This window comes from Wolbachia endosymbiont (group A) of Anoplius nigerrimus (genome assembly GCF_947251795.1).
In the GTDB taxonomy this organism is placed as follows: Bacteria; Pseudomonadota; Alphaproteobacteria; order Rickettsiales; family Anaplasmataceae; genus Wolbachia.
On record NZ_OX366385.1, the window covers coordinates 394171 to 416823 of the forward strand.

A 22653-nucleotide genomic window follows, 5' to 3' on the forward strand; every position below is an offset into this window, starting at 1 on the left:
ACCGTTCACAGATTTCCACTTAGTTCTTCAATCTCACTAATGGAAAGACCAGTGCACTCAACAATAATGTTGATGTCAACACTATTAGCCAGCATTGCTTTTGCGATTTCAATTTTTCCTTCTTTTCTACCTTCTTCTCTACCTTTCTCCATACCTTTCTTCATACCTTCTTCAAGTTTGTATTCAAGAATAGCTTCCTCTTTGTACAGATCCATTATTCTTTCTTCATATGCCGTTAGATCTTTTTCACTCCAGTGAAACTTGTCTAATTCATCATATGCTCGCTTTATTATTGGTGCTTCTTTCGCAATCTTTTTTAGATCTTTTTCAGTGGTCTCTTCTGCATGTTGTTGTCTAAGTGAAGAAGGTCGCCCCTCTTCACTCGACTTCAAAACCGTACGTGAGACTTTGCGCCTCATACGGCTTCTCTCTAATTTGGTGCTTGTCATGCACACCTCCTGTGTAATTCATCGTGACAATGCCCATGTAACAAAGATAAATTTTTGATCATATTGTTTCGTCTATTCCGGTCTTTATGATGTATTTCTATTATATCATCACTTTCAAACCATAGTCTACAATTACCGCATTTACTTTGTTGTAACTTCAATAGTTTTATTACTCTTGATGGCTTATCTGGTATTTCTCTAAGACGATTACCCCAATAAACCCAATCACCATCATATGGAGATCTGGTTTTTTGCACTTTGATATGTCGTTTAATAACATGATCGCTGTGTATAATAAGATGTATCTTGTTACTTGTCATAAAACGCCAGTTATCGTTATTATACTTTTTAAAGTATTTTCTTTTTATCCAGCATTTCCCTTTGTTTGGGTGCCTAAAGACTGCCCACTTCCAGAGCTTTCTATGTATAGTATTATCCAATGAGCTAAAGATTTTACATGAAACTACTGAAGAGTAATATTGACTCCACCCTCTAATGATTGGATTGAGATTCCTTATTACTACTTCCTGTGGCGCCCCACGCATTTCTCTAAGTTTATGTTTAATAGCAAATATATGCTGCTTTATAGAATTACGACTTGGTTTTATTAATAATTTGTAACCTTTCTTACTTTCTTTTGTTGGATATTGTCTTATTGAAAATCCAAGAAAATCAAATCCTGGTTTTATTCCATTAATGATTTTTAATGTATGAGAAACTTTTGTCTTAGAAGGCTTTAATTCTAATCCAATGGTTTTTAACCATTCTTCAACTAGAACTTTTGCCCTAAGAATAATTTCTTCACTTTCATGTATGACGACAAAATCATCACAGTAGAAAATTACACTAATAGACTTTTGCGCATTTTTATGCGATATCCTACCATATTTTCTTTTCATGCATTGAAAGAGTTCGTTTGTTAATGCTTTTTTGATATGTTGCTCTAATCCGTGTAATGCAACACAAGCTAGCAACGGTGAGATCGTCCCTCCTTGAATTGTACCACGTTTTGTGGATTGAAACTTTCCATCTTCCATAACGCCTGCCCTTAACCATCCTCTTATGATTTTCTTTAACGTTGGTGTGGTATTGAGCTTTTCAAGCAGTTTATTATGGTTAATATTGTCAAAACATCCAGAAATATCAGCATCTAAGAGCATGTCTTCAAACTGAGTAGAAAGAAGTTAAGAAGTATGGTATAAGGTACATTTTAAGATGTACCCAAGCGATATAAGTGACAAAGAATGGAAGACAATAGAGCCATATTTTGAACCTAAAAAGACCGGCAGACCAAGAAAACATAGTATTAGAACAATTATTAATGCAATCCGCTATATGATGAGAACAGGATGTCAATGGAGACAACTGCCTAAAGATTTTCCACCATGGAAAACCGTATATAGTTGTAATTCGCGCTTGAAAAAAAGTGGAATATGGCAAGAAATTCATGATTTTCTAGTTAAAAAAGTAAGAGAGATGATTGGTAAAAATAAGACTCCATCAGTAGGTATAATTGATAGCCAGTCAGTGAAAACTACTCAAAAAGGGGATCCAGAGGATATGATGCTGGCAAAAAAATAAAGGGCAGAAAACGCCATATTATTGTAGATACTGTGGGTCTTGTAATTGCTGCTGAAGTACAGAGTGCAAGTATTCAAGATCGTGATAGTGCTCTAAATCTTTTTGCCCAAGCTAAATGCAAAGTTCCAACTTTACGTAAGTTTTTTGCTGATCAAGGGTACATAGGTAAATTACAAAACAGATGCTTATTGGAAACGGGATGTTTATTAACGATTGCCAAGAAAATAGTTGATACAGGATTTCAAGTTATTCCCAAACGTTGGATTGTTGAAAGAACTTTTGCCTGGCTTTCCAATTTTAGGCGCATGAGTAAAGATTACGAGCATTCTCCTCTCACCTCAAAAAACTATATCTTCTTTAATATGATCACTATTATGCTTCACAAATTAGCTCATTCTTCAGTTTGAAGACATGCTCTAATACATATGCTGTTTTCTGTTTTAGCACATCAAATATGGCTTCAATTGCATCATGACATGATCTACCAGGTCTAAAACCATAAGTGTTTGGCTCAAGTTTTGCCTCCCATTCTGGTTCTAAAGCCATTTTTACAAGTGTTTGTTTTGCTCGACACGATATAGTAGGTATACCAAGCGGGCGATGCTCCGATGGCTTACCAGGTTTTGGGATCCAGACGCGTCTTGATGGCTTTGCTTTTTCTTTTATATCTAAAGAATATGATAGTTGTAATCTTTCTTTTTGATTAAGATTAGCCTTTCCATCAATACCTGCAGTCTTCTTCCCCCTATTGTCCTGTGTTACTTTCCTAACAGCGAGTGTTTTTGCACTTGTTGATTTGAGTAATAATCTCTGAAGATTATGCATCTTTCTGATATCATTACATTTAGAAGCTTGGTAAATTCGTTTTTGTAGCTTAAATGAAGATTTCTTCAGCTTTCGCCAAGGAATTCCATTCCATTCATACCTAGCTTTTTGCTGGTCCATAACATATTCACTACTATTCACCACTTTACCTTCCAAATTAAAGTGTTTACGTCTGCGTATCCCAGATATTACTTTGGGCATTAGCTTCTTAAACAATCCTTCCACATAGCAGCTTGTGGTTGGCTACCTACTTATATTTTTATGAATATAAGAGCTTTTATGTGGTTACTCCGTTCCATGGCTTCGTTTCACGTTAAACTTAGATTCCTACTATTTGCCGGAAGCTGGGAACATCAATAACTAAAGTCTTCAATCTTTAGTTCCCCTTTTGCTTCGTACCATTTTGGTCTATGCGTAGTTCAACCTCTTTTCGCATACTATGCTTTGACGACAATTCAAACATAGGTTCCTCTCGTAATCATATCTAACTCTGTTTGCAGGGATTCACCATGAGGTTTAGTGTTACCTGCTTTTATCTCATGCTTGCATCCCAAAGGTTGCCACCCTTTAAAAGGTGAGATATACATTATCCCCGATGTCTAGGGAAAGTGGAATTTAACCACCACAAAACCACGACTTTCAGGGTCGCACTAAAAAAGTAACACCACTTTTCGACTATATTTTCCAATTGATCTTCCTTCTTCTTAAATTTAGGCAACTCTATAAAAGTGAAACTAAAGTCTTTTAGATCATGTTCAAAGGTTACCTTATCAAGAGTAACATGATCGGATTTGTAGGCTGATTTATGAGGAAATAGAATAAAATCAGTGATAGCAATGAAGATAACTTCTTTAAGTTCATGATATCTGTCACCTACACCGGCTTGGCTTGAATAAGCTTTAGCAGCATAGTATTGGGCACGTTTTTCAAAGCCAGTCGTTCTAGCAACCTACATCTCGCAAATAAATTGAACACCTGTAGAATCTCTACAGAGTACATCGACAATACTCTCCTTTTTAGCGGCAATTTCAGGGTTTTGAATGGGACTTAGAAATTTTACATCTTTTATTTCAGCCTCACCAGTGAGACCTAGAATATCATTGAGAAAATGAACAAGAATATCTTTGTTTTTCTCAGTACCAAAGATACGCCGGAACGCGAAATCATTTTTTGGATCGAGAAATTTAGAAAAAGCCATAACAAAAATGCCTGAAAAACGTTAATAATTATACACTATTATTAATAATTATTCAATCATATTTTTAAGTATTACAATTTTTGAAGCTAATGGATTTAATCGCAAAGCCATAGGATGACAGAAATTTAATGATCCAGGATATACTCCTTTGTTAAGGGAGATTGAGCATTTTCGAATATTTCTTGAGTGCTTCCAGACTCAACAATTCTGCCATTATGAAAGAAAATTACACTATCAGATAACTTTTTAGCTTGCTTCATTGAATGAGTCACCATAATTATAGTAAATCTTAATTTCAGCTCTTGTATAAGATTTTCGATTGCATTGGTTGCCATTGGATCAAGAGCGGAGCACGGTTCATCCATTAATAAAATAGTTGGCTTCACTGCAATTGCGCGAGCGATGCATAGCCTCTGTTGTTGGCCACCGGATAAATCGAGTGCACTATCTTGCAATCTGTCCTTCAATTCTTCCCATAAACCAACCTTGGTTAAACTATTTTCCACCATCTCATTCAATTTTTGCTTATCCTTCGCCATACCATGCAATTTTGGCCCATAAGCAACATTATCATATATTGATTTTGGAAAAGGATTTGGCTTTTGAAATACCATACCAACTTTTGCTCTAAGTAGTACAACATCCATATCGCGTGAATATATATCACCCAGCCCATCGATATCTAATTCACCAACAGTTTTGCATCCAGGTACATAGTCATTCATACGATTAAAACAACGCAAAAATGTTGATTTACCGCACCCGGATGGTCCGATAAAAGTAGTAACTTTTCTTTTATAAATATTCAAATTTATATCGAATAAAACTTGCTTAGAGCCATACCAGAGATTTAAATCTTTAACAGAGGCACGTGTATTGCTCATATCACATCCTGCATTGAATAGAGCCCCGGAATTTCTCTTTTATTTTCATATAGCCATACTGCTGCTTGAACAGCTCCTCTAGCAAATGTTGTGCGATCAATTGCTTTGTGGTTTAGTTCTATCCGTTCATCAGAATTAACAAACATCACGCTGTGATCTCCTATTACTCCACCTCCACGAGATACTGCAAAACCTATTCCCCCCTTTTTTCTTATGTTTGAACCACTATGTAAATATTGATTGGACTGAAAATCCACTTTTGAAGCGTTAGCAATTGTTTTGCCAAGTTCTATAGCTGTTCCAGATGGTGAATCCTTTTTTAAGTTATGATGCATTTCCCAAATCTCAACGTCATATTCATTACCTAAAAGCTCAGCAGCTTTTTTTACCAATTTCAGCAACACATTAACCCCAACACTCATATTTGCTGACCATAATATTGGAACTTCAGCAGCATACTCTTTTAAATTGACACCTTCTATTCCAGTTGTGCCACTCACCAGCGGTGTTTTAAATTTTACAGCTGCTTTAAGGCAGTCTAACATACATTCTTTAGTTGTAAAATCTATTACAACGTCGGATAACTCAAATATGCCACTAATAGAACTTGTAACCTTGATTCCTAGATTGGCTATAATTGGTCCAATATCTGAATCTATGTACTTACTGCCTGAACGGGCAACAGCACCTGCTATTTCCACTTTGGTATTTGTAATTAATTCATTGAGTATTTTCTTGCCCATTTTGCCTAAGCAGCCTATTACTCCAACTCTGATTTTCATAAAGCTTTTTACGTTTATTAAGAATGTTATGCTTTTTTTTAAGCTCTGTCACTTCTGATCTATATTCTATAGCTCTACAATTCAAAATGAATACATATCCTATTGAGCTCTATATTACATACCAGGTTGCTCTGCCTTTTCCATGCTGAGTAATGTGATTACTCTTTACGAGATTAGATACGTGCTTCTTTAAGGTATTGCAGTTTGCTTTAGTAATATTTTCCAAATCCTTAATTGTAAGACGTCCATGTTTGCTGAGTAGTGCTAGTATTTCAGCAGAAAGTGGTGGTAAATAGAGATTTAACACTTTTTCATGTGACACCTTTTGTTCAAGATAAAATTTTTGCTTTTGTAGTGACCTTAAAAAGAACATAAGCCATGGATTAAAATCATTGCTGCTCGTCTTCAAGGATTGTTGAGTACGACACAAAGCCAAGTAGTAACTCTCCTTATTACTTTCAATTATACTTTCAAGGGAACTGTAAGGTACATAGATATACCCTAACTTTAGTAACAAGAAAGTTGTGAGAATGCGTGATAATCTGCCATTTCCATCCTGGAAGGGATGAATAGCTAAAAAAGTAACTATAAAAATGCCAATAATTAATAGAGGATGTAACGATTTTACTTCTAATTGTTGGCTAGTCCAATAAATAAGTTCTTGCATTTGTGTCGCTGTTTCAAGCGGAGAGGCTGTTTCAAAAACTATGCCCAAGCTTTTTCCAGATTCATCAAACGCCTCAACATGATTGGGAGATTTTTTATATTCTCCCATGTGCCTTTGATCTTTATATGAAAATTGTAAAAGCCGGATATGAAACTGTTTTATAGTGTTTTCTGTAAATGGCATCTTGTTAAAGTTTTGAAATACTTCTTCACACACATACGCATATCCGGCTATTTCTCGTTCATCTAGAGAACGAAATGAGCGTGTATCAAGTTTGGATAATAATTGTTCAATTTCACGGTCTGATAGTTTTGCCCCTTCAATACGGGTAGAAGAACCAATACTTTCAATTGTTGCAATTTTCTTGAGCATTTGTAAACGTTCTGGAGCTAAATTACCAAACAATTGCCATACTCCTTTAAATTCATCAATTTCAGCAACTAATTTTAACATTTCAGGTGTTATTACAATTTTTGAAATGTCAAACATATCTGTATTTTTATCTAGGCTCTGTGGACAAAATTTTAGAGAAGCCATACAAGAGCTCCAACAAAATTGAGAAAACCCATAAAAACCTCAGCAGTTTTATCAAATCTGGAAAAAATGCGCCTAAAATTTTTAATTTTACCAAAAAAACACTCAATCAAATGACGTTCTTTGTAGATATGCTCATCGTAATACCTTTGCACTTTTCGATTCCGTTTTGGCGGAATAACTACTGTACATCCCTTGTCTTCAAGACTTGTAACAAAGGCATTGCTATCGTAGCCCTTGTCAGCTACTACAGTAGAGTTATAGATACTTTCGGTCAACACTTGTGCCTGCGTAATTTCATTTCTTTGACCAGGAGTCAGAGTAAATTTAAGTGGATTTCCAAGTGCATCGACAAGCGCATGTATTTTAGTTGTAAAGCCACCTTTGCTCCTCCCTAAAGCTTCTTGATCCTTGGAGTTTTTTGTATATCCAGATGAACATGGATGGGCTCGGATGATCGTACCGTCGATTATAGCAACTTCTAAATCAGGCTCTTGTTTAGTATATTCAAGCAATTTTTTCCAGACATCTCTTTCACACCATCTTTTAAATCGCTTATGTATACTCCTGTAATTACCATAAGTTTTTGGTAAAAGTCTCCATTGGCAACCACTTCGCACTATGTACCACACTGCCTCTATGAATATTCTTAAACGTTTTTCATCTTTGCTGTGCATTCCTTTTACGCTTTTTATGAACTCTAAAATTTGTTTCCAATTTTCCTCTTTGATGTAATATTGCATATGGTAGTTTCTCCATTTTTTACCTATTAGGCTAAACTACCATCTTTTTCTCTCTTTTCATATTTTTTGTCCACAGAGCCTAGCTACCCTAGGGTTTCTTTTGCCTTTTTTTCTGTTTAGTAAATTTCTTAACGTTTATAATTTAGATTAGTTGCGGTTTAAAAGCAACTGAATCGCGGTTATTAAGAGCATGTCTTCAAACTGAAGAATGAGCTAATTTGTGAAGCATAATAGTGATCATATTAAAGAAGATATAGTTTTTTGAGGTGAGAGGAGAATGCTCGTAATCTTTACTCATGCGCCTAAAATTGGAAAGCCAGGCAAAAGTTCTTTCAACAATCCAACGTTTGGGAATAACTTGAAATCCTGTATCAACTATTTTCTTGGCAATCGTTAATAAACATCCCGTTTCCAATAAGCATCTGTTTTGTAATTTACCTATGTACCCTTGATCAGCAAAAAACTTACGTAAAGTTGGAACTTTGCATTTAGCTTGGGCAAAAAGATTTAGAGCACTATCACGATCTTGAATACTTGCACTCTGTACTTCAGCAGCAATTACAAGACCCACAGTATCTACAATAATATGGCGTTTTCTGCCCTTTATTTTTTTGCCAGCATCATATCCTCTGGATCCCCTTTTTGAGTAGTTTTCACTGACTGGCTATCAATTATACCTACTGATGGAGTCTTATTTTTACCAATCATCTCTCTTACTTTTTTAACTAGAAAATCATGAATTTCTTGCCATATTCCACTTTTTTTCAAGCGCGAATTACAACTATATACGGTTTTCCATGGTGGAAAATCTTTAGGCAGTTGTCTCCATTGACATCCTGTTCTCATCATATAGCGGATTGCATTAATAATTGTTCTAATACTATGTTTTCTTGGTCTGCCGGTCTTTTTAGGTTCAAAATATGGCTCTATTGTCTTCCATTCTTTGTCACTTATATCGCTTGGGTACATCTTAAAATGTACCTTATACCATACTTCTTAACTTCTTTCTACTCAGTTTGAAGACATGCTCTGAGACACACACTAAAGAATGAATTTTGGTAGGCATAAAAGCAGCTATTTTATGTTAAAATACAACATTTTGATGAAATTATAAGAAAGGCTGGATCTGAGTAGTCAGCTACTCGTCAGTGCATGTTGAAAAATCATTTTATGATCCAAGTCAGTTTTTTTACAGGTAACTTCTAAGCTTATCAATTTTTCCAAGATCTTCTTAAGTTCTGAAAGTTGCAAACTTTTCAAATGAGATTTAAAGCTCTGCAATTGTTTAAAAAACAATGGAGGACTCAGTTGATCAATTGCAACCTGCTCACTCATTCCACCTTGCACTGACAGCAAAACGTTTTCAAGACGCAAAAAGTAATTTGATATAATACGAATCAGCGCTATCGGTGAAAAATTTTCTTGCGATATCAATACATCAGAAATTCTAATGAAGCGCGACATATCTTTACTTGCTATGGCAGAGCATAGATCATCAAGTGTAGCATAGTCGTTGCCGGAAGTTGAAAAGCATAATTCTATATCAGTAAGTTTTAGGTCTTTTCTCTCCCCTAAGTACAAAACTAACTTTTCAAGTTCTGAACATATAGGCAGCTTGCTATGATTAAAGTAAGATTGCAAATGGTAGATTATCTCATTTGTGCATTTTATATCATTTTGTTTTAAGTAACTTGATATAATGTCATAAAGATTGCTGTTGCTGTCCTTATAGCAAGCAATCACACCAAAAATTTTTGAACTCTCCATATAACTTTTGGTTGCAGAATTATATGGAAGATCACTTGCTACCATCATTACATAATGACCACTTGCATTATAATCCAATACGTTTTTTAACTCTTTGGATATACCTCCACTCACATTTATCAGCTTAATTAATTTTTTGCTGGTAAACATCGAAATGTTTGCCAATTCAGAAAATAGTAAACCGGGTGACTTATTCACTATTGCAAAATCCATCACCTGAACTGAATACTCATCCAAATTAGCAATTATTTCTTGTACATAAAAACCAACCTTACTGTTATCACTTCCATGAATTAACACACCACTTAAAGCATCAGGTTTCTCTAGGAATTTTTTAACTTTGAATGGTGTGACCCTCATGCTATCTATATGATATCATTCTCATTTGACTGTACATGAGTATCCAAAGACTCTGAGCTTTCTTGTACAATATCATCTGCCGTACTCTGCACATTATCCGACTCTTCTGTTTTTCCTGTAATATAATTATAAAATTTTTTCACAGGCTTAGATATATATTTAGAAAAAAATCCTTCTTCGCTCATATTGCTTACTCCATAAAATTAACAACTTATCATTAGCATATAAATAATAGTATAGCAAAAACTATTTTGTGCTAAGATAGTGATGTTTTATAATGAGTATATTACAAAATTATTAACATTCGAGATCAAAATTAAGCCAACCTGCTTAATACTAGCCTTATAAAATAAGCGATAATTAAATATACCGCTGCAACAAGTATAATTGCAGGGCCAGTTAACAAATCAAAACTTGCAGATAACATCAGACCTGATATCCCAGAAATCACAGAAAAAACTGTTGCAACAATAATCATCTGCATCGGAGTTTTCGAAATGAGCCTTGCAGATGCTGCTGGTATTAGCAAAAATGCAGCAATGAGTAATATTCCTATTAGTTGGGCAGCAATTGCTATAAATATAGCAAGAGTGATTAAAAATTCTAGTCTAACAAAGGTAACATTAATTTTTTCAACTACTGCTAAATCTTGATTAATTGAAATCATTAACCAATAACGCCATCTAAATATTAATGTCAAAGTAACTATTACAGAGATTAAAAAAATCAATATTATATCACTTTGATCGAGCGTTAATATATCACCAAACAGTGAGCTAATAATACTATTATTGCCAGATGGAAGAAAAGACATAAGTATTAAACTCGATGATAAAACTACATTGGTAACAATGTTCAATATCGTATCAGCAGAATATAATCTGTTAAAATTAAGAGAAAGTAGTATAGCAAATGTAATTGCAATGAGCATTATGCTAAGCGATGGGCTAATCTTAAAGATTAAAGCAAGTGCAACACCGAGCAATGAAGAATGGGACAAACTATCACCAAGATAAGATAACCTTTGCCATATCATAAACGATCCTAAAGCGCCTGTTACTAGGCTAATTACGACTACTGCAACTAGACTGTTGATGAAAAAGTCCTGGGTAAGCATGCTATATGGCTATTAGATAACTGACAACAAATCTATCTTCGGATATCAGAACATTATGGGTTCTGCATGCAGAACCTGTTGTCATAAATTCAAAATTTAAACCTTTTTGTTCCATAAGATAGGACTTCACTGAAGAACATAGTATATTGCGTGTTTTACCAGTACCTATTATCAAAATTTCTATTTCCTCTGTTAAAAAAGATTCAAAATTATTTATATCACTTTCTTTCAATTTAATCACCTTTTCAGGAAAAACTATAATTGAGCCGCAATATTCTCTATTATTCACCAAAAATTTTCCTTCCCTGTAACCATTTATAAGATTTTTATTCTCGGAAATTAAGGGCATAAGTCAAACTATTAATTGAGTGTCACATACCCACCATTCTGGTTGCTTTTTTCCGATATTAACTGCAGCAACTTTTGCATTTTCCTCACTATCGAATATTCCAAAACATGATACACCACTGCCTGACATGCGAGAAAGTATAGAGCCTTCTTGTGACTCAAGTGTTGATATCACATCCTTAATTTCAGGTACTAGGCTTATTGCTATTTCTTGAAGATCGTTTCTCGTCTCTTTAAGAAGCTTCAACAAATCCTTTTCAGCGTCATCGCTCCACTCAATTGGCTCAGAAAATTTTCCTTCATGTTTGGAAAATACCTCTGGTGTACTCAAAAACTTTTTTTTCGGTTTCACAAGCACCACATTCGTGGGTAAAGAGAACTTTTTAATGTGGCATAATTCTTCGCCAATACCCCTAACAAAGACAGGCTTGCTATCTACACTTGCGGGAACATCAGCACCAACGCTTAGGGCTATTTCATTTAAAATCGTCCTATCAATCTCCCACAGCTTCCCTAGCGTGCGTATCACAGCTCCAGCATCTGAGGATCCGCTACCGAGTCCTGCAGCAATTGGTATGTTCTTTACAACTCTAATAGAAACTTTAGTACGCACTGGAGCATGTCTAAACAGCAGATTAACCGCTTTCATTACAGTGTTATACTGGTTATTTATTCTAGACTCGGAGTTTATAAATTCAACTGTAGAGTTATCGTATCTAGAATACTTCTCACCTACTTTTATTTCCAAAAAATTAGAAAGATTAGCAAAGACAAATAAACCTTCAATCAAGTGATATCCTGTTTCCTTCTTATTTACAACATGCAAAAAAAGATTGATTTTTGCAGGCGCCTTTACACAAAAACTTTTCATTATATATCTTCACTAACACTATTTTTACATTATATGTATAATGCTATTTTAGTCAACTTTTATAAGGTTTTCGCACTTCTGATGAGATCAAATGCCATAAATCCCAATTTCTCTGTATGGGTAAATGCGTCCGCTGGTACAGGCAAAACAAAAATCTTAATAGACAGAGTATTGAGACTTTTATTAGAAAACAAAAGAAATATTCTTTGCTTAACGTTCACCAATGCTGCAGCAAACGAGATGGGGAATCGCATTCACAGCATACTCAGTAAGTGGGCAATATGTTCAGATAGTGTGTTGGCAGCAGATCTAGAACAACTAGATTTCTTTCCGATGTCATTCCAGCGCGTGACGCTGGAATCCAGTAAAAAAAAAGAATGGATCCCAGTGTCACGCACTGGGATGACAGGGGGTGGTGCATCGCATAACCATGATTTAAGCAAAAAACCAGCGGTAAACCCTTTGGTGTCATCCCAGTGCGTGACACTGGGATCCAGAAAAAATAAAGATTATTTAACAAGAGCAAGAAGGCTTTTCTCTGAACTGGAAAATCTTGGTCTAACTATACAAACCATACACGCTTTCTGTTACAAATTAATTTCCAACTTTCCCATAGAAGCTGGCATCGCCCCAAATTGTACACTGAGTGAATGTAAAGAATTACATTCCATCATATTCAATAAAGTGCTTCATAACGAAACTGTGCAAGATAGTATAAACTTCATTGCAACTGAAATTGATGAAAATAAACTACGCGATTTGCTTTATACTTTATGTGTAAAGAGATCGATGTCAGCAAATGATTCGGAATATATCAAAGATAAACTCAATGCTCCAGATGGAATTCATGATTTACAAAGTGGAACGACTGAGCATATAAAAAGATTAGCAGAGATATTAAGTGAAGGCAGTAAAAGAGATCAGAGTTATAGTGCAATGCTCTCTGATTGGTGTGACAGCACCAATAAGGAGGATATAGAAAGTCTAGCCAAGGTATTTCTCAAATCAGAATCGCACGAAAAAAAGAACATATCATCCATTGCAACAAAAAGTATTTTGGAGAAATTCAAAGATGCAGAGCAAATAATAGAGAGCGTTCAGAATGTAGTATTTACCCATATAAGAGACATGAACTCTTATCAAATATTCAAGAGAACCAGTAGCTTACTTGGTATATTTAAAGTATATATTGATCTATACAGTAGCGAAAAATCAAAAAACGCACTGCTTGACTACAATGATATAATTGACTTAGCAACAAATCTTCTCAGCAATCCAAACTACAAAGATTGGATATTGTTTAACTTGGATCAAAAAATAGATCACATCCTTGTTGACGAGGCACAAGACAATAGCATCAGCCAGTGGAAAATTATAACAAATCTCTGCGATGAATTTTTTGCCGGTAATGATGAAAAGCGAACCTTATTTGTAGTTGGTGACGTAAAACAATCTATATACAGATTTCAAGGAGCAAATCCCCATCTATTCAACTATATGCAACAATACTTTCATACGAAAACTGGTGGTAGAGATTGGATATCATGCCAACTTGAAAAGTCATTTCGTTCAACTCCAGAAGTTTTGATGCTTGTAGATAGAATATTTAATAACTTCCGCGCAGAAATATCTTTTAATGATAATGAAATAAAACATGTTCCACACAGAGAAAATGACCAAGGATATATTGAAATTTGGCCAGCGTTACCAAGGCGCAAAGAGAAAGAACAGCAAGCTTTACAAATTCCTCTGACATGCAAGGAAGGTTATACAATAGCAGATCGATTACTTGCTCAGGCAATAGCCCACAAAATTCACAACTGGTTAAATGAAGGGCGGATCTTAGTTGCTAAAGATCGCCATATAGAACCAAGAGACATTATGGTTCTGGTACGACAACGAAACGTGTTAGTTGATTACATAATAAGCGAACTTAAAAAAGCAAACGTGCCAGTTGTAGGCCGAGATTATTTTAGAATTATGGACTATATAGCCGTGCAGGACTTAATAGCTTTGGCCGAATTTTTACTCCTCCAGGCAAATGATTTAGCTCTTGCAAATGCTTTAAAATCACCGCTATTTAATTTCACCGAGGATGATTTATTTAACATTGCATACGACCGTAAAGAGCATTCACTATGGGAAAGAATTCAGGATTATTCTGTGGTTATCTATAGTGAATTAAACTATCTCATTAACTTATCTCGCACAGAATCCCCTCTTGCACTATTTACACATATATTGCGTACAGGTAAGAAGAAATTTGCTGCAAGGCTAGGTCTTGAGTGCTTTGAGGTCCTAGACGAATTTATGAACCTTGTGTTGCAATTTGAGAACCCATCTCTTCAAGCATTTGTTCAATGGATCAAGGAGAATAATCCGGAGATTAAGAATGATATGCAATCAGAACGCAATGCTGTGCGAATAATGACAATTCACAAATCAAAAGGTCTGCAAGCTCCCATAGTATTTTTGGTTGATACAAACACAGTGCCAAGAAACAGTGAAAGCATTATCTTTGATGGAATAGAAGTGCCATTTTGGTGTGGAAAAAACAACAACGCTTATTGCGATCAAGTAAAAAGAGAGAAAAAACTAGAGGATTATAATGAATATTTGCGTTTATTATACGTAGCACTCACACGTGCTGAAGATGAGTTATACATCTTAAGTAAAGAGCCAGTGCAAAAGGGCTCTTGGTATGATCTAATCACAAGATATGGAGAACAATATGAAAAGAAACAAGCATATTTACAGCCAATATTTAAAGAAAAAGTTGAAGTGCTATGTGTGAACGCAAACTACCCTTACATTTATAAAAAACGTGATTATTTTGACGTTCCAGTGATTTCGCTTCCGCCAAACCTATCAATGTCATTCCAGTGCTTGACACTGGAATCCAGTAAAAAAGAAGGAGAACCAGCATCAGCTACTCGCTCTCCCCTGTCATCCCAGCGTCCTCCCCTGTCATCCCAGTGCTTGACACTGGAAAAAGAAGAAAAGCCAGCATCAGCTACTTGGATAACAGATGGTTATGCAAGAGGCCTGATCATTCACAGCATATTGCAGTATATGCCTAAGATAGAGAAAGACAGGAGAAAAAACTGGGTCAGAAAATATCTTGACAATATAAACACCAGTGAAGATAAGGATGAAATTTACAGTAAAATATTGGCCTTTAATGAAAAATATGGCTATTTGTTTGACTTAGGAGGCAAATCAGAGATTACACTGAGTGGAATAATCGATGGCAAATCAGTATTAGTACGACTAGATAGGCTATGCATAACGCAAGATAAAGCAATCATAATTGACTACAAATCACACCGTAACGTTTCTGTTTCCTTATTAAATGAAATAAAAAAGCAAATGCTGACCTATAAAACCTTAGTACAAGAAATATATCCAAACAAGCAAGTAGAGTGCGTGGTTATTTGGGTGGAAGATTTAACCATTCAATCTGACTTTTAACGAAACTTGATTGCAAGAAATAGCTACTACGTCATACCGCGATTCATTCGCGGTATCTCAGCCGCTAACAAGAGATCCCGCTAACAAGTAGCGGGATGACGAATTGCTTAACCGTCACTCCGCCGCGGCGCATAAGTGTTGAAAGTGCTATAAGTGGCATTATATAAGGTGGTTAATGGCATAAATTTCAATGATAATAAAATAAATCAAAAAAGCGCCTTTTTGCCTGTGGTTAGAAGGTTTAAGCGAATTTTTGACGTGGTTTATCTGCTTTCCCAACAACGAAGGTTGATATCAAGAGGAGATTTACATACCATTAATCACCTTGTGTGACTGCACTTTCAACACTTATGCGCCGCGGCGCTAACAAGCAGCGGGATGACGGTTGTCGGTAAATCTAAGTTACTGTAGCTATAAAGGCTTTCACAACAGCCTATTTTCCTTGAAACTAAAATAGCTACTGAATGTAATAATAATGTGATCTATTAATTCTATTCCTATACTTTGGCAAGCTTCTGCTAGTTGTCTAGTGAGAGATATATCGCTATTTGAAGGTTGTGTATCTCCGCTTGGATGATTGTGAGATATTACAATGGATGTTGAACCAATCAAAAGTGCGCGCTTGATGATCTCTCTGACATAAAGAGGAGTTTGATCTACTGTACCAATATTTTGCAGGTCTTCCGCTATTAGACGATACTTTTTATTCATATAGATGACGCGAAAATTTTCCTTATTGAGGCTTCCTATACTTATTCTTAAATAATCAAGCAATTTTTCCTAGGCTCTGTGGACAAAAAATATGAAAAGAGAGAAAAAGATGGTAGTTTAGCCTAATAGGTAAAAAATGGAGAAACTACCATATGCAATATTACATCAAAGAGGAAAATTGGAAACAAATTTTAGAGTTCATAAAAAGCGTAAAAGGAATGCACAGCAAAGATGAAAAACGTTTAAGAATATTCATAGAGGCAGTGTGGTACATAGTGCGAAGTGGTTGCCAATGGAGACTTTTACCAAAAACTTATGGTAATTACAGGAGTATACATAAGCGATTTAAAAGATGGTGTGAAAGAGATGTCTGGAAAAAATTGCTTGAATATACTAAACAAGAGCCTGATTTAGAAGTTGCTATAATCGACGGTACGATCATCCGAGCCCATCCATGTTCATCTGGATATACAAAAAACTCCAAGGATCAAGAAGCTTTAGGGAGGAGCAAAGGTGGCTTTACAACTAAAATACATGCGCTTGTCGATGCACTTGGAAATCCACTTAAATTTACTCTGACTCCTGGTCAAAGAAATGAAATTACGCAGGCACAAGTGTTGACCGAAAGTATCTATAACTCTACTGTAGTAGCTGACAAGGGCTACGATAGCAATGCCTTTGTTACAAGTCTTGAAGACAAGGGATGTACAGTAGTTATTCCGCCAAAACGGAATCGAAAAGTGCAAAGGTATTACGATGAGCATATCTACAAAGAACGTCATTTGATTGAGTGTTTTTTTGGTAAAATTAAAAATTTTAGGCGCATTTTTTCCAGATTTGATAAAACTGCTGAGGTTTTTATGGGTTTTCTCAATTTTGTTGGAGCTCTTGTATGGCTTCTCTAAAATTTTGTCCACAGAGCCTAGAAAATCATGAATTTCTTGCCATATTCCACTTTTTTTCAAGCGCGAATTACAACTATATACGGTTTTCCATGGTGGAAAATCTTTAGGCAGTTGTCTCCATTGACATCCTGTTCTCATCATATAGCGGATTGCATTAATAATTGTTCTAATACTATGTTTTCTTGGTCTGCCGGTCTTTTTAGGTTCAAAATATGGCTCTATTGTCTTCCATTCTTTGTCACTTATATCGCTTGGGTACATCTTAAAATGTACCTTATACCATACTTCTTAACTTCTTTCTACTCAGTTTGAAGACATGCTCTAAGAGATGGACGAATAAAAAGTGATAAATCTGTTATTGCAAAAGCATTAGCAGGAAACTATAGGAAAGAACACCTATTTACATTAAAGCAAGAATTTGAGCTATATAATATTTATCAGGAAAAAGTAGCAGAATGTGACAGGAGCATTGAAGAATATTATAAAACATTTGAGACAAAGTCTGATGAGAGTAAAAAGTTAGGTGAAGAGAAAAATAAGTATAGAAAAAGTAAACCAAACTTTGCTTTGCATGAAGAATTATATCGAGTAACTGGTATAGATTTTACCAAAATTCCTGGATTGGATATACTAACTGTACAAACTATCATTTCGGAAGTTGGTATTAACTATAATAAATGGCGATCAGAAAAGCATTTTACTTCGTGGTTGGGGCTAAGCCCTGCTAATAAAATTACAGGGGAAAAAGTGTTTAGCACAAGAACACGTAAAGTCATTAATCGTGCCGCGAATGCATTTCGAATGGCTGCTCACTGTGTATCAAGAAGCAATAGCGGAATAGGTGCATATTGTAGAAGGTTAAAAAAACGACTAGGTGCACCAAAAGCGATTACTGCTACGGCAAGGAAATTAGCATGTATCTTTTATAGTATGTTGAAGTATGGACAAGAATATGTAGAAAGAGGAATAGATTATTATGAAACACGTTACAAAGAGAAAGTTGTAAAAAATTTAATCAAAAAGGCACAGGAGTTCGGTTATATCTTAGGCTCTGTGGACAAAAAATATGAAAAGAGAGAAAAAGATGGTAGTTTAGCCTAATAGGTAAAAAATGGAGAAACTACCATATGCAATATTACATCAAAGAGGAAAATTGGAAACAAATTTTAGAGTTCATAAAAAGCGTAAAAGGAATGCACAGCAAAGATGAAAAACGTTTAAGAATATTCATAGAGGCAGTGTGGTACATAGTGCGAAGTGGTTGCCAATGGAGACTTTTACCAAAAACTTATGGTAATTACAGGAGTATACATAAGCGATTTAAAAGATGGTGTGAAAGAGATGTCTGGAAAAAATTGCTTGAATATACTAAACAAGAGCCTGATTTAGAAGTTGCTATAATCGACGGTACGATCATCCGAGCCCATCCATGTTCATCTGGATATACAAAAAACTCCAAGGATCAAGAAGCTTTAGGGAGGAGCAAAGGTGGCTTTACAACTAAAATACATGCGCTTGTCGATGCACTTGGAAATCCACTTAAATTTACTCTGACTCCTGGTCAAAGAAATGAAATTACGCAGGCACAAGTGTTGACCGAAAGTATCTATAACTCTACTGTAGTAGCTGACAAGGGCTACGATAGCAATGCCTTTGTTACAAGTCTTGAAGACAAGGGATGTACAGTAGTTATTCCGCCAAAACGGAATCGAAAAGTGCAAAGGTATTACGATGAGCATATCTACAAAGAACGTCATTTGATTGAGTGTTTTTTTGGTAAAATTAAAAATTTTAGGCGCATTTTTTCCAGATTTGATAAAACTGCTGAGGTTTTTATGGGTTTTCTCAATTTTGTTGGAGCTCTTGTATGGCTTCTCTAAAATTTTGTCCACAGAGCCTAGATTAAATCTAGATTACTGCATTTAATATTTAAAACAGCCTTCTTCCTAATGCTACTTTTCCTTAACTTGACTGCGTATGGAACAATTAGGTACGAGAAGAAACACAGAAAATATGTTATTTATAAAAATTAACTATCAACTTGATCGGATAAGTTAATATCGATACTGCTAATAAACCACTGACCCACAAAACAACAAACCATAGCCATTGCTTGATTCGAGGGTGGCGCTTTAACCATGAGATTATTAACTTATCAATATGTGTGTTCATGATTTGATTTTCCACGAAAGACATAATAGCAATAACCAGTATAAGTTAAAATGATTGGTAAAAGAGGTATTATAACAATGAGCATTAAAGATAAACTTGGCCCAGAAGCAGCTGCATCCAGAATGGTATATTGAAAAGGTATAATCCATGGATAGATACTAATTCCTAAACCTAAATATCCCATAAAAAAAATAGCAATACTGAGAAAGAATGGACGGTACTCCCGTTTAGTATTCTGGAGATCAAACCACAACATGAAAAATAGCCAAGATGTGAGTAATGGAATAGAAAATAAATAATAAAAATTTGGCATACTAAACCAAAAGTTTTTAATACGTTCATTTAAAAATGGTGTCATTATACTCACTAGTCCCATGAAAATACCTACAAAACCAAGCGTATAAGAAGCAACCTTGCGTGCCCATTCTTGTGTTATATTTTCTGTCTTCATTATGAGCCATGTAGAACCTAAAAGTGCATATCCAAATATCACAGCAATGCCTGTCATTACACTAAAAGCACTTGCCCAATCAAATTGGCCACCAGAAAAGTTGCGTCCGTTTACTTCTACACCATGTATAAATGCACCTAAAATCATGCCTTGGCAAAATGCAGCACCAAGTGACCCAAAATGAAAGGCATAATCCCATAATTGCTTGTATTTTCCTTCTGCCTTAAAACGAAACTCAAAGGATACTCCGCGCACTATAAGGCCAAGCAGCATAATAATGATTGGAATATAAAAAGCAGGCATTAATATTGAATATGCAAGAGGAAAAGCAGCAAACAACCCTCCACCACCCAATACCAACCATGTTTCGTTTCCATCCCAAAATGGTGCAATTGAACTTATCATGTGATCACGGCATTTATCTGACGGTGCAAAAGGAAGTAAAATACCAACACCTAAATCAAACCCATCCATTAAAACATACAGTAAAACAGCTATGGCAATTAGTAATCCCCAGATTAGGGGTAAATTAATTAAGGAAGAAAAATCAAACATGATTGTTGTCCTTTCCAGATGTACCAGCATCAATCACTGAAGCTCCAATACCGTGTTTATAAAATTGCTCTTCTTCTTTAATGACAGGAATTCCTTTGTATATAAGTTTCAGGATATAGTAACTGCCTGCTCCAAATATGAGGGTATACATAACGATAAATGCAATCAGAGACCATGCAACCTGAGGACCGGTAATCGCAGGTGAAAATGATTCAATTGTGCGCATAATTCCATACACAGTGTAAGGTTGACGGCCAATTTCAGTAGTAAACCAACCTGCGAGCAATGCTATAAAACCAGAGGGCATCATTAATATCCACCATCCATGCAAGAAACAACTTTGAAATAATTTGCCACGAAAGTATTGCACAACACTTACTAATCCAATTATGATCATTAAAATTCCAATTCCAACCATTATACGAAAGGACCAGAATACCCATATTACAGGCGGTCTATCTTCTTTTTTCCATTCCTTTAATCCTTTTACTTCTCCTAAAAAATCATGTGTTAAGATCAAGCTGGCAAGATTAGGAATTTTTATTTCGTAATGATTAATTTCATTTTGCTGATCCGGATAAGCAAACAAAAGTAAGCCAGCCCCTTTTTCGGTTTCCCATATACCTTCCATTGCAGCAATCTTAGCAGGTTGATGCTTTAGTGTATTTAATCCATGCCTATCCCCCATGAACAGCTGAAACGGTGCAGCTAAAGCTACCATAATGGTTGCCATACCAAGCATAATTCTTGCTTGAGGAGCGTGTCGTTTTCTCCAAAGATAAAATGATCCTACACTACCAACCACAAAAGCTGTTGTAAGATAGGCTGCTGTTACCATATGAATAAAGCGATAAGGGAAAGAAGGATTAAAAATAATCTCTAACCAATTGGTTGGATATAAGAGACCATTCTCACCAATCGTGAATCCAGCGGGTGTTTGCATCCAACTGTTGGCTGCAATAATCCAAAAAGCTGAAATAAGCGTTCCCACTGCAACAATACAAGTAGAAGCAAAGTGCATACGAGGACTTACTCTATTCCATCCAAATAGCATAATACTCAAAAAAGATGCCTCCAGAAAAAAGGCTGTTAAAACCTCAAAGGAAAATAGAGGGCCAAGAACATTGGCTATGCGGTCAGAAAAAATCGACCAATTGGTACCAAGTTGATATGACATCACAACTCCAGATACCACTCCCATGCCAAAAGCAACGGAAAAAATCTTGATCCAGAATCTATAAACATCACGGAAACGTGTATCACCAGTCTTAAGCCAACACCACTCCAAAAAGGCTAGAAAACTTGCAAGTCCGATCGTGAAAGCAGGAAATATAATGTGAAAGCCTATTGTGAAGGCAAACTGAATTCGAGCTAGCAGCACAGAACTAAATTCAAACATTTTACCCAATACCCATGTATTACAAATAATAGCCAAATCTACCTATAATTCAATCTATTTTTTCACAAAATATTTAGCAAAAACTCCATACCAATTAGCACCACAAAAGTTTTAATTATTCACTTTCTCCAAAAATAGTACCTACCTTTGTGAGAACGCATTGCGTAAAAATAGGTTGTGAAAATAGAAACGTAAAATTGTTGCAACAAAGCTAAGCAAATTAGTTCATATGTAAACTTGGTTAAAATGAGCTAATATAGCTGACTTTGTGATATAGTAAAATTACTATAAAGAAAAGTTCGAACGTGTTGTTTGGAAGGTGCACTTACAGTTTTACTTGTAATCATCTGCTTTCCTCTCTATTAAAGGTTTTACAAACAATCTTGTCCAAGATGACCATTGTGGACGTCAGTTCCCTTTCAAGCCAGGTAACGTTTAAACCTGTATCTCATCCATTACAGCTGAGCATTCACTTTTTCCACACTCCCAATCCCACATACCCGTCAGTCTTTCTCGCGATCAACCTTACCATGTATAAAAAATACTCAGAGATATATGGGGTTTCCGTGTTCCACTTATTAAACTACATACAGGTTAGGATCGATCTACTACACCGGTGGCATTTATGTTTGCGTATCAAATGCATTCAGTTTGATAACCAGCCACTTACCTTTTGGTTCAAGCCTGTCAGTGTCTTTGGCTTGTTCAACTTAACGGTGCTTACAATCATTCACTTACGTTATCCATACCGTCCAACCCTAGCCCCCGTGCCAACTTGACACTTGTAGCATTGTTCTTTCTTCATAGATCGAACTTCTCCTTTTCAGGCGGGTTTGTTGTCCTAAACGCTTTGCACAAGGTAT

Annotated in this window: 21 protein-coding genes and 4 pseudogenes; 6 read left to right on the forward strand and 19 right to left on the reverse strand. The window is 35.6% G+C overall.

Annotation, left to right across the window (positions count from 1 at the left end):
* Positions 1-5 precede the first annotated feature (5 nt).
* Both OPR26_RS02085 and OPR26_RS02090 read right to left on the reverse strand, forming a co-directional pair.
* A pseudogene (locus OPR26_RS02085) lies at positions 6-350 on the reverse strand (Rpn family recombination-promoting nuclease/putative transposase); the annotation flags it as partial.
* A gap of 95 nt (positions 351-445) precedes the next feature.
* Positions 446-1609: a reverse transcriptase domain-containing protein gene (locus tag OPR26_RS02090; protein WP_265016097.1), complete on the reverse strand. Its 1164-nt coding sequence runs from the start codon at positions 1607-1609 to the stop codon at positions 446-448.
* Positions 1610-1664: 55 nt separating this feature from the next.
* On the opposite strand from OPR26_RS02090, the gene OPR26_RS02095 reads away from it, so the two are divergent.
* On the forward strand, positions 1665-2030 hold the full coding sequence (locus OPR26_RS02095) for a transposase (RefSeq protein WP_264731180.1): 366 nt from the start codon (positions 1665-1667) through the stop codon (positions 2028-2030).
* A 20-nt stretch (positions 2031-2050) separates the two neighbouring features.
* Positions 2051-2437 carry a transposase gene (locus tag OPR26_RS02100; RefSeq protein WP_265016251.1) on the forward strand — a complete coding sequence of 129 codons (387 nt, stop codon included), beginning with the start codon at positions 2051-2053 and terminating at the stop codon, positions 2435-2437.
* Here the strand turns inward: OPR26_RS02100 and OPR26_RS02105 are convergent.
* The 13 genes and pseudogenes from OPR26_RS02105 to OPR26_RS02165 all read right to left on the reverse strand — a co-directional run bounded on the left by OPR26_RS02105 (position 2403) and on the right by OPR26_RS02165 (position 12126).
* Positions 2403-3056: a reverse transcriptase N-terminal domain-containing protein gene (locus tag OPR26_RS02105; RefSeq protein WP_265016098.1), complete on the reverse strand. Its 654-nt coding sequence runs from the start codon at positions 3054-3056 to the stop codon at positions 2403-2405. The two genes, OPR26_RS02100 and OPR26_RS02105, sit on opposite strands and share 35 nt — an antisense overlap.
* Before the next feature lie 451 nt (positions 3057-3507).
* Positions 3508-4053: pseudogene (locus OPR26_RS02110) on the reverse strand (Rpn family recombination-promoting nuclease/putative transposase); the annotation flags it as partial.
* 125 nt (positions 4054-4178) lie between these two features.
* Positions 4179-4937, reverse strand: coding sequence for a phosphate ABC transporter ATP-binding protein PstB (gene pstB / locus OPR26_RS02115; RefSeq protein ID WP_265016099.1), 759 nt, complete (start codon positions 4935-4937; stop codon positions 4179-4181).
* On the reverse strand, positions 4934-5719 hold the full coding sequence (gene dapB / locus OPR26_RS02120) for a 4-hydroxy-tetrahydrodipicolinate reductase (RefSeq protein WP_151808073.1): 786 nt from the start codon (positions 5717-5719) through the stop codon (positions 4934-4936). Before dapB ends, pstB begins: the two co-directional genes overlap by 4 nt.
* Positions 5720-5828: 109 nt before the next feature.
* On the reverse strand, positions 5829-6923 hold the full coding sequence (locus OPR26_RS02125) for a Fic family protein (RefSeq protein ID WP_265016100.1): 1095 nt from the start codon (positions 6921-6923) through the stop codon (positions 5829-5831).
* Complete coding sequence (locus OPR26_RS02130; RefSeq protein ID WP_264702259.1) at positions 6911-7663, reverse strand: IS5 family transposase; 753 nt, start codon at positions 7661-7663, stop codon at positions 6911-6913. The genes OPR26_RS02125 and OPR26_RS02130 overlap by 13 nt, the downstream gene beginning before the upstream one ends.
* A 196-nt stretch (positions 7664-7859) precedes the next feature.
* Positions 7860-8270 (reverse strand): transposase, encoded by a 411-nt coding sequence (locus tag OPR26_RS02135; protein WP_320157296.1) that lies wholly within the window; start codon positions 8268-8270, stop codon positions 7860-7862.
* On the reverse strand, positions 8267-8632 hold the full coding sequence (locus OPR26_RS02140) for a transposase (RefSeq protein ID WP_264731180.1): 366 nt from the start codon (positions 8630-8632) through the stop codon (positions 8267-8269). Before OPR26_RS02140 ends, OPR26_RS02135 begins: the two co-directional genes overlap by 4 nt.
* Positions 8633-8797: 165 nt before the next feature.
* Positions 8798-9790, reverse strand: a complete 993-nt coding sequence (holA, locus tag OPR26_RS02145) for a DNA polymerase III subunit delta (protein ID WP_265016101.1) — start codon at positions 9788-9790, stop codon at positions 8798-8800.
* Between the two features lie 5 nt (positions 9791-9795).
* The gene (locus OPR26_RS02150) at positions 9796-9975 is read right to left on the reverse strand and encodes a hypothetical protein (RefSeq protein ID WP_038249469.1); all 180 of its coding nucleotides are present in this window, start codon (positions 9973-9975) and stop codon (positions 9796-9798) included.
* Between the two features lie 131 nt (positions 9976-10106).
* Complete coding sequence (locus tag OPR26_RS02155) at positions 10107-10907, reverse strand: metal ABC transporter permease (protein WP_265016102.1); 801 nt, start codon at positions 10905-10907, stop codon at positions 10107-10109.
* A gap of 1 nt (position 10908) precedes the next feature.
* Positions 10909-11256: an Mth938-like domain-containing protein gene (locus OPR26_RS02160; RefSeq protein ID WP_265016103.1), complete on the reverse strand. Its 348-nt coding sequence runs from the start codon at positions 11254-11256 to the stop codon at positions 10909-10911.
* A gap of 3 nt (positions 11257-11259) precedes the next feature.
* Entirely contained in the window at positions 11260-12126 is an 867-nt protein-coding gene (locus OPR26_RS02165; protein ID WP_265031752.1) for a 4-(cytidine 5'-diphospho)-2-C-methyl-D-erythritol kinase, read from the reverse strand.
* Between the two features lie 81 nt (positions 12127-12207).
* Here OPR26_RS02165 and OPR26_RS02170 point away from each other — a divergent pair, with 81 nt between their 5' ends.
* Positions 12208-15597 (forward strand): UvrD-helicase domain-containing protein, encoded by a 3390-nt coding sequence (locus OPR26_RS02170; RefSeq protein ID WP_265016105.1) that lies wholly within the window; start codon positions 12208-12210, stop codon positions 15595-15597.
* A 423-nt stretch (positions 15598-16020) separates the two neighbouring features.
* On the opposite strand, the gene OPR26_RS02175 is transcribed toward OPR26_RS02170, so the two are convergent.
* Positions 16021-16371: a JAB domain-containing protein gene (locus OPR26_RS02175; protein ID WP_265016106.1), complete on the reverse strand. Its 351-nt coding sequence runs from the start codon at positions 16369-16371 to the stop codon at positions 16021-16023.
* Positions 16372-16460: 89 nt separating this feature from the next.
* Between OPR26_RS02175 and OPR26_RS02180 the strand changes: the two genes are divergently transcribed.
* Positions 16461-17213, forward strand: a complete 753-nt coding sequence (locus tag OPR26_RS02180) for an IS5 family transposase (protein WP_264702259.1) — start codon at positions 16461-16463, stop codon at positions 17211-17213.
* An 87-nt stretch (positions 17214-17300) separates the two neighbouring features.
* On the opposite strand, the pseudogene OPR26_RS07330 reads toward OPR26_RS02180, so the two are convergent.
* Positions 17301-17474, reverse strand: a pseudogene (locus tag OPR26_RS07330) (transposase); the annotation flags it as partial.
* Between the two features lie 63 nt (positions 17475-17537).
* Between OPR26_RS07330 and OPR26_RS02185 the strand changes: the two are divergent.
* A pseudogene (locus OPR26_RS02185) lies at positions 17538-18314 on the forward strand (transposase); the annotation flags it as partial.
* Between the two features lie 26 nt (positions 18315-18340).
* Positions 18341-19093, forward strand: a complete 753-nt coding sequence (locus tag OPR26_RS02190) for an IS5 family transposase (protein ID WP_264702259.1) — start codon at positions 18341-18343, stop codon at positions 19091-19093.
* A gap of 275 nt (positions 19094-19368) precedes the next feature.
* On the opposite strand, the gene cydB is transcribed toward OPR26_RS02190, so the two are convergent.
* A complete protein-coding gene (gene cydB, locus OPR26_RS02195; RefSeq protein WP_253302353.1) occupies positions 19369-20391 on the reverse strand; it encodes a cytochrome d ubiquinol oxidase subunit II in 1023 nt (340 codons plus the stop codon).
* Entirely contained in the window at positions 20384-21790 is a 1407-nt protein-coding gene (locus OPR26_RS02200) for a cytochrome ubiquinol oxidase subunit I (RefSeq protein ID WP_265016266.1), read from the reverse strand. Before OPR26_RS02200 ends, cydB begins: the two co-directional genes overlap by 8 nt.
* Positions 21791-22653: the final 863 nt, after the last annotated feature.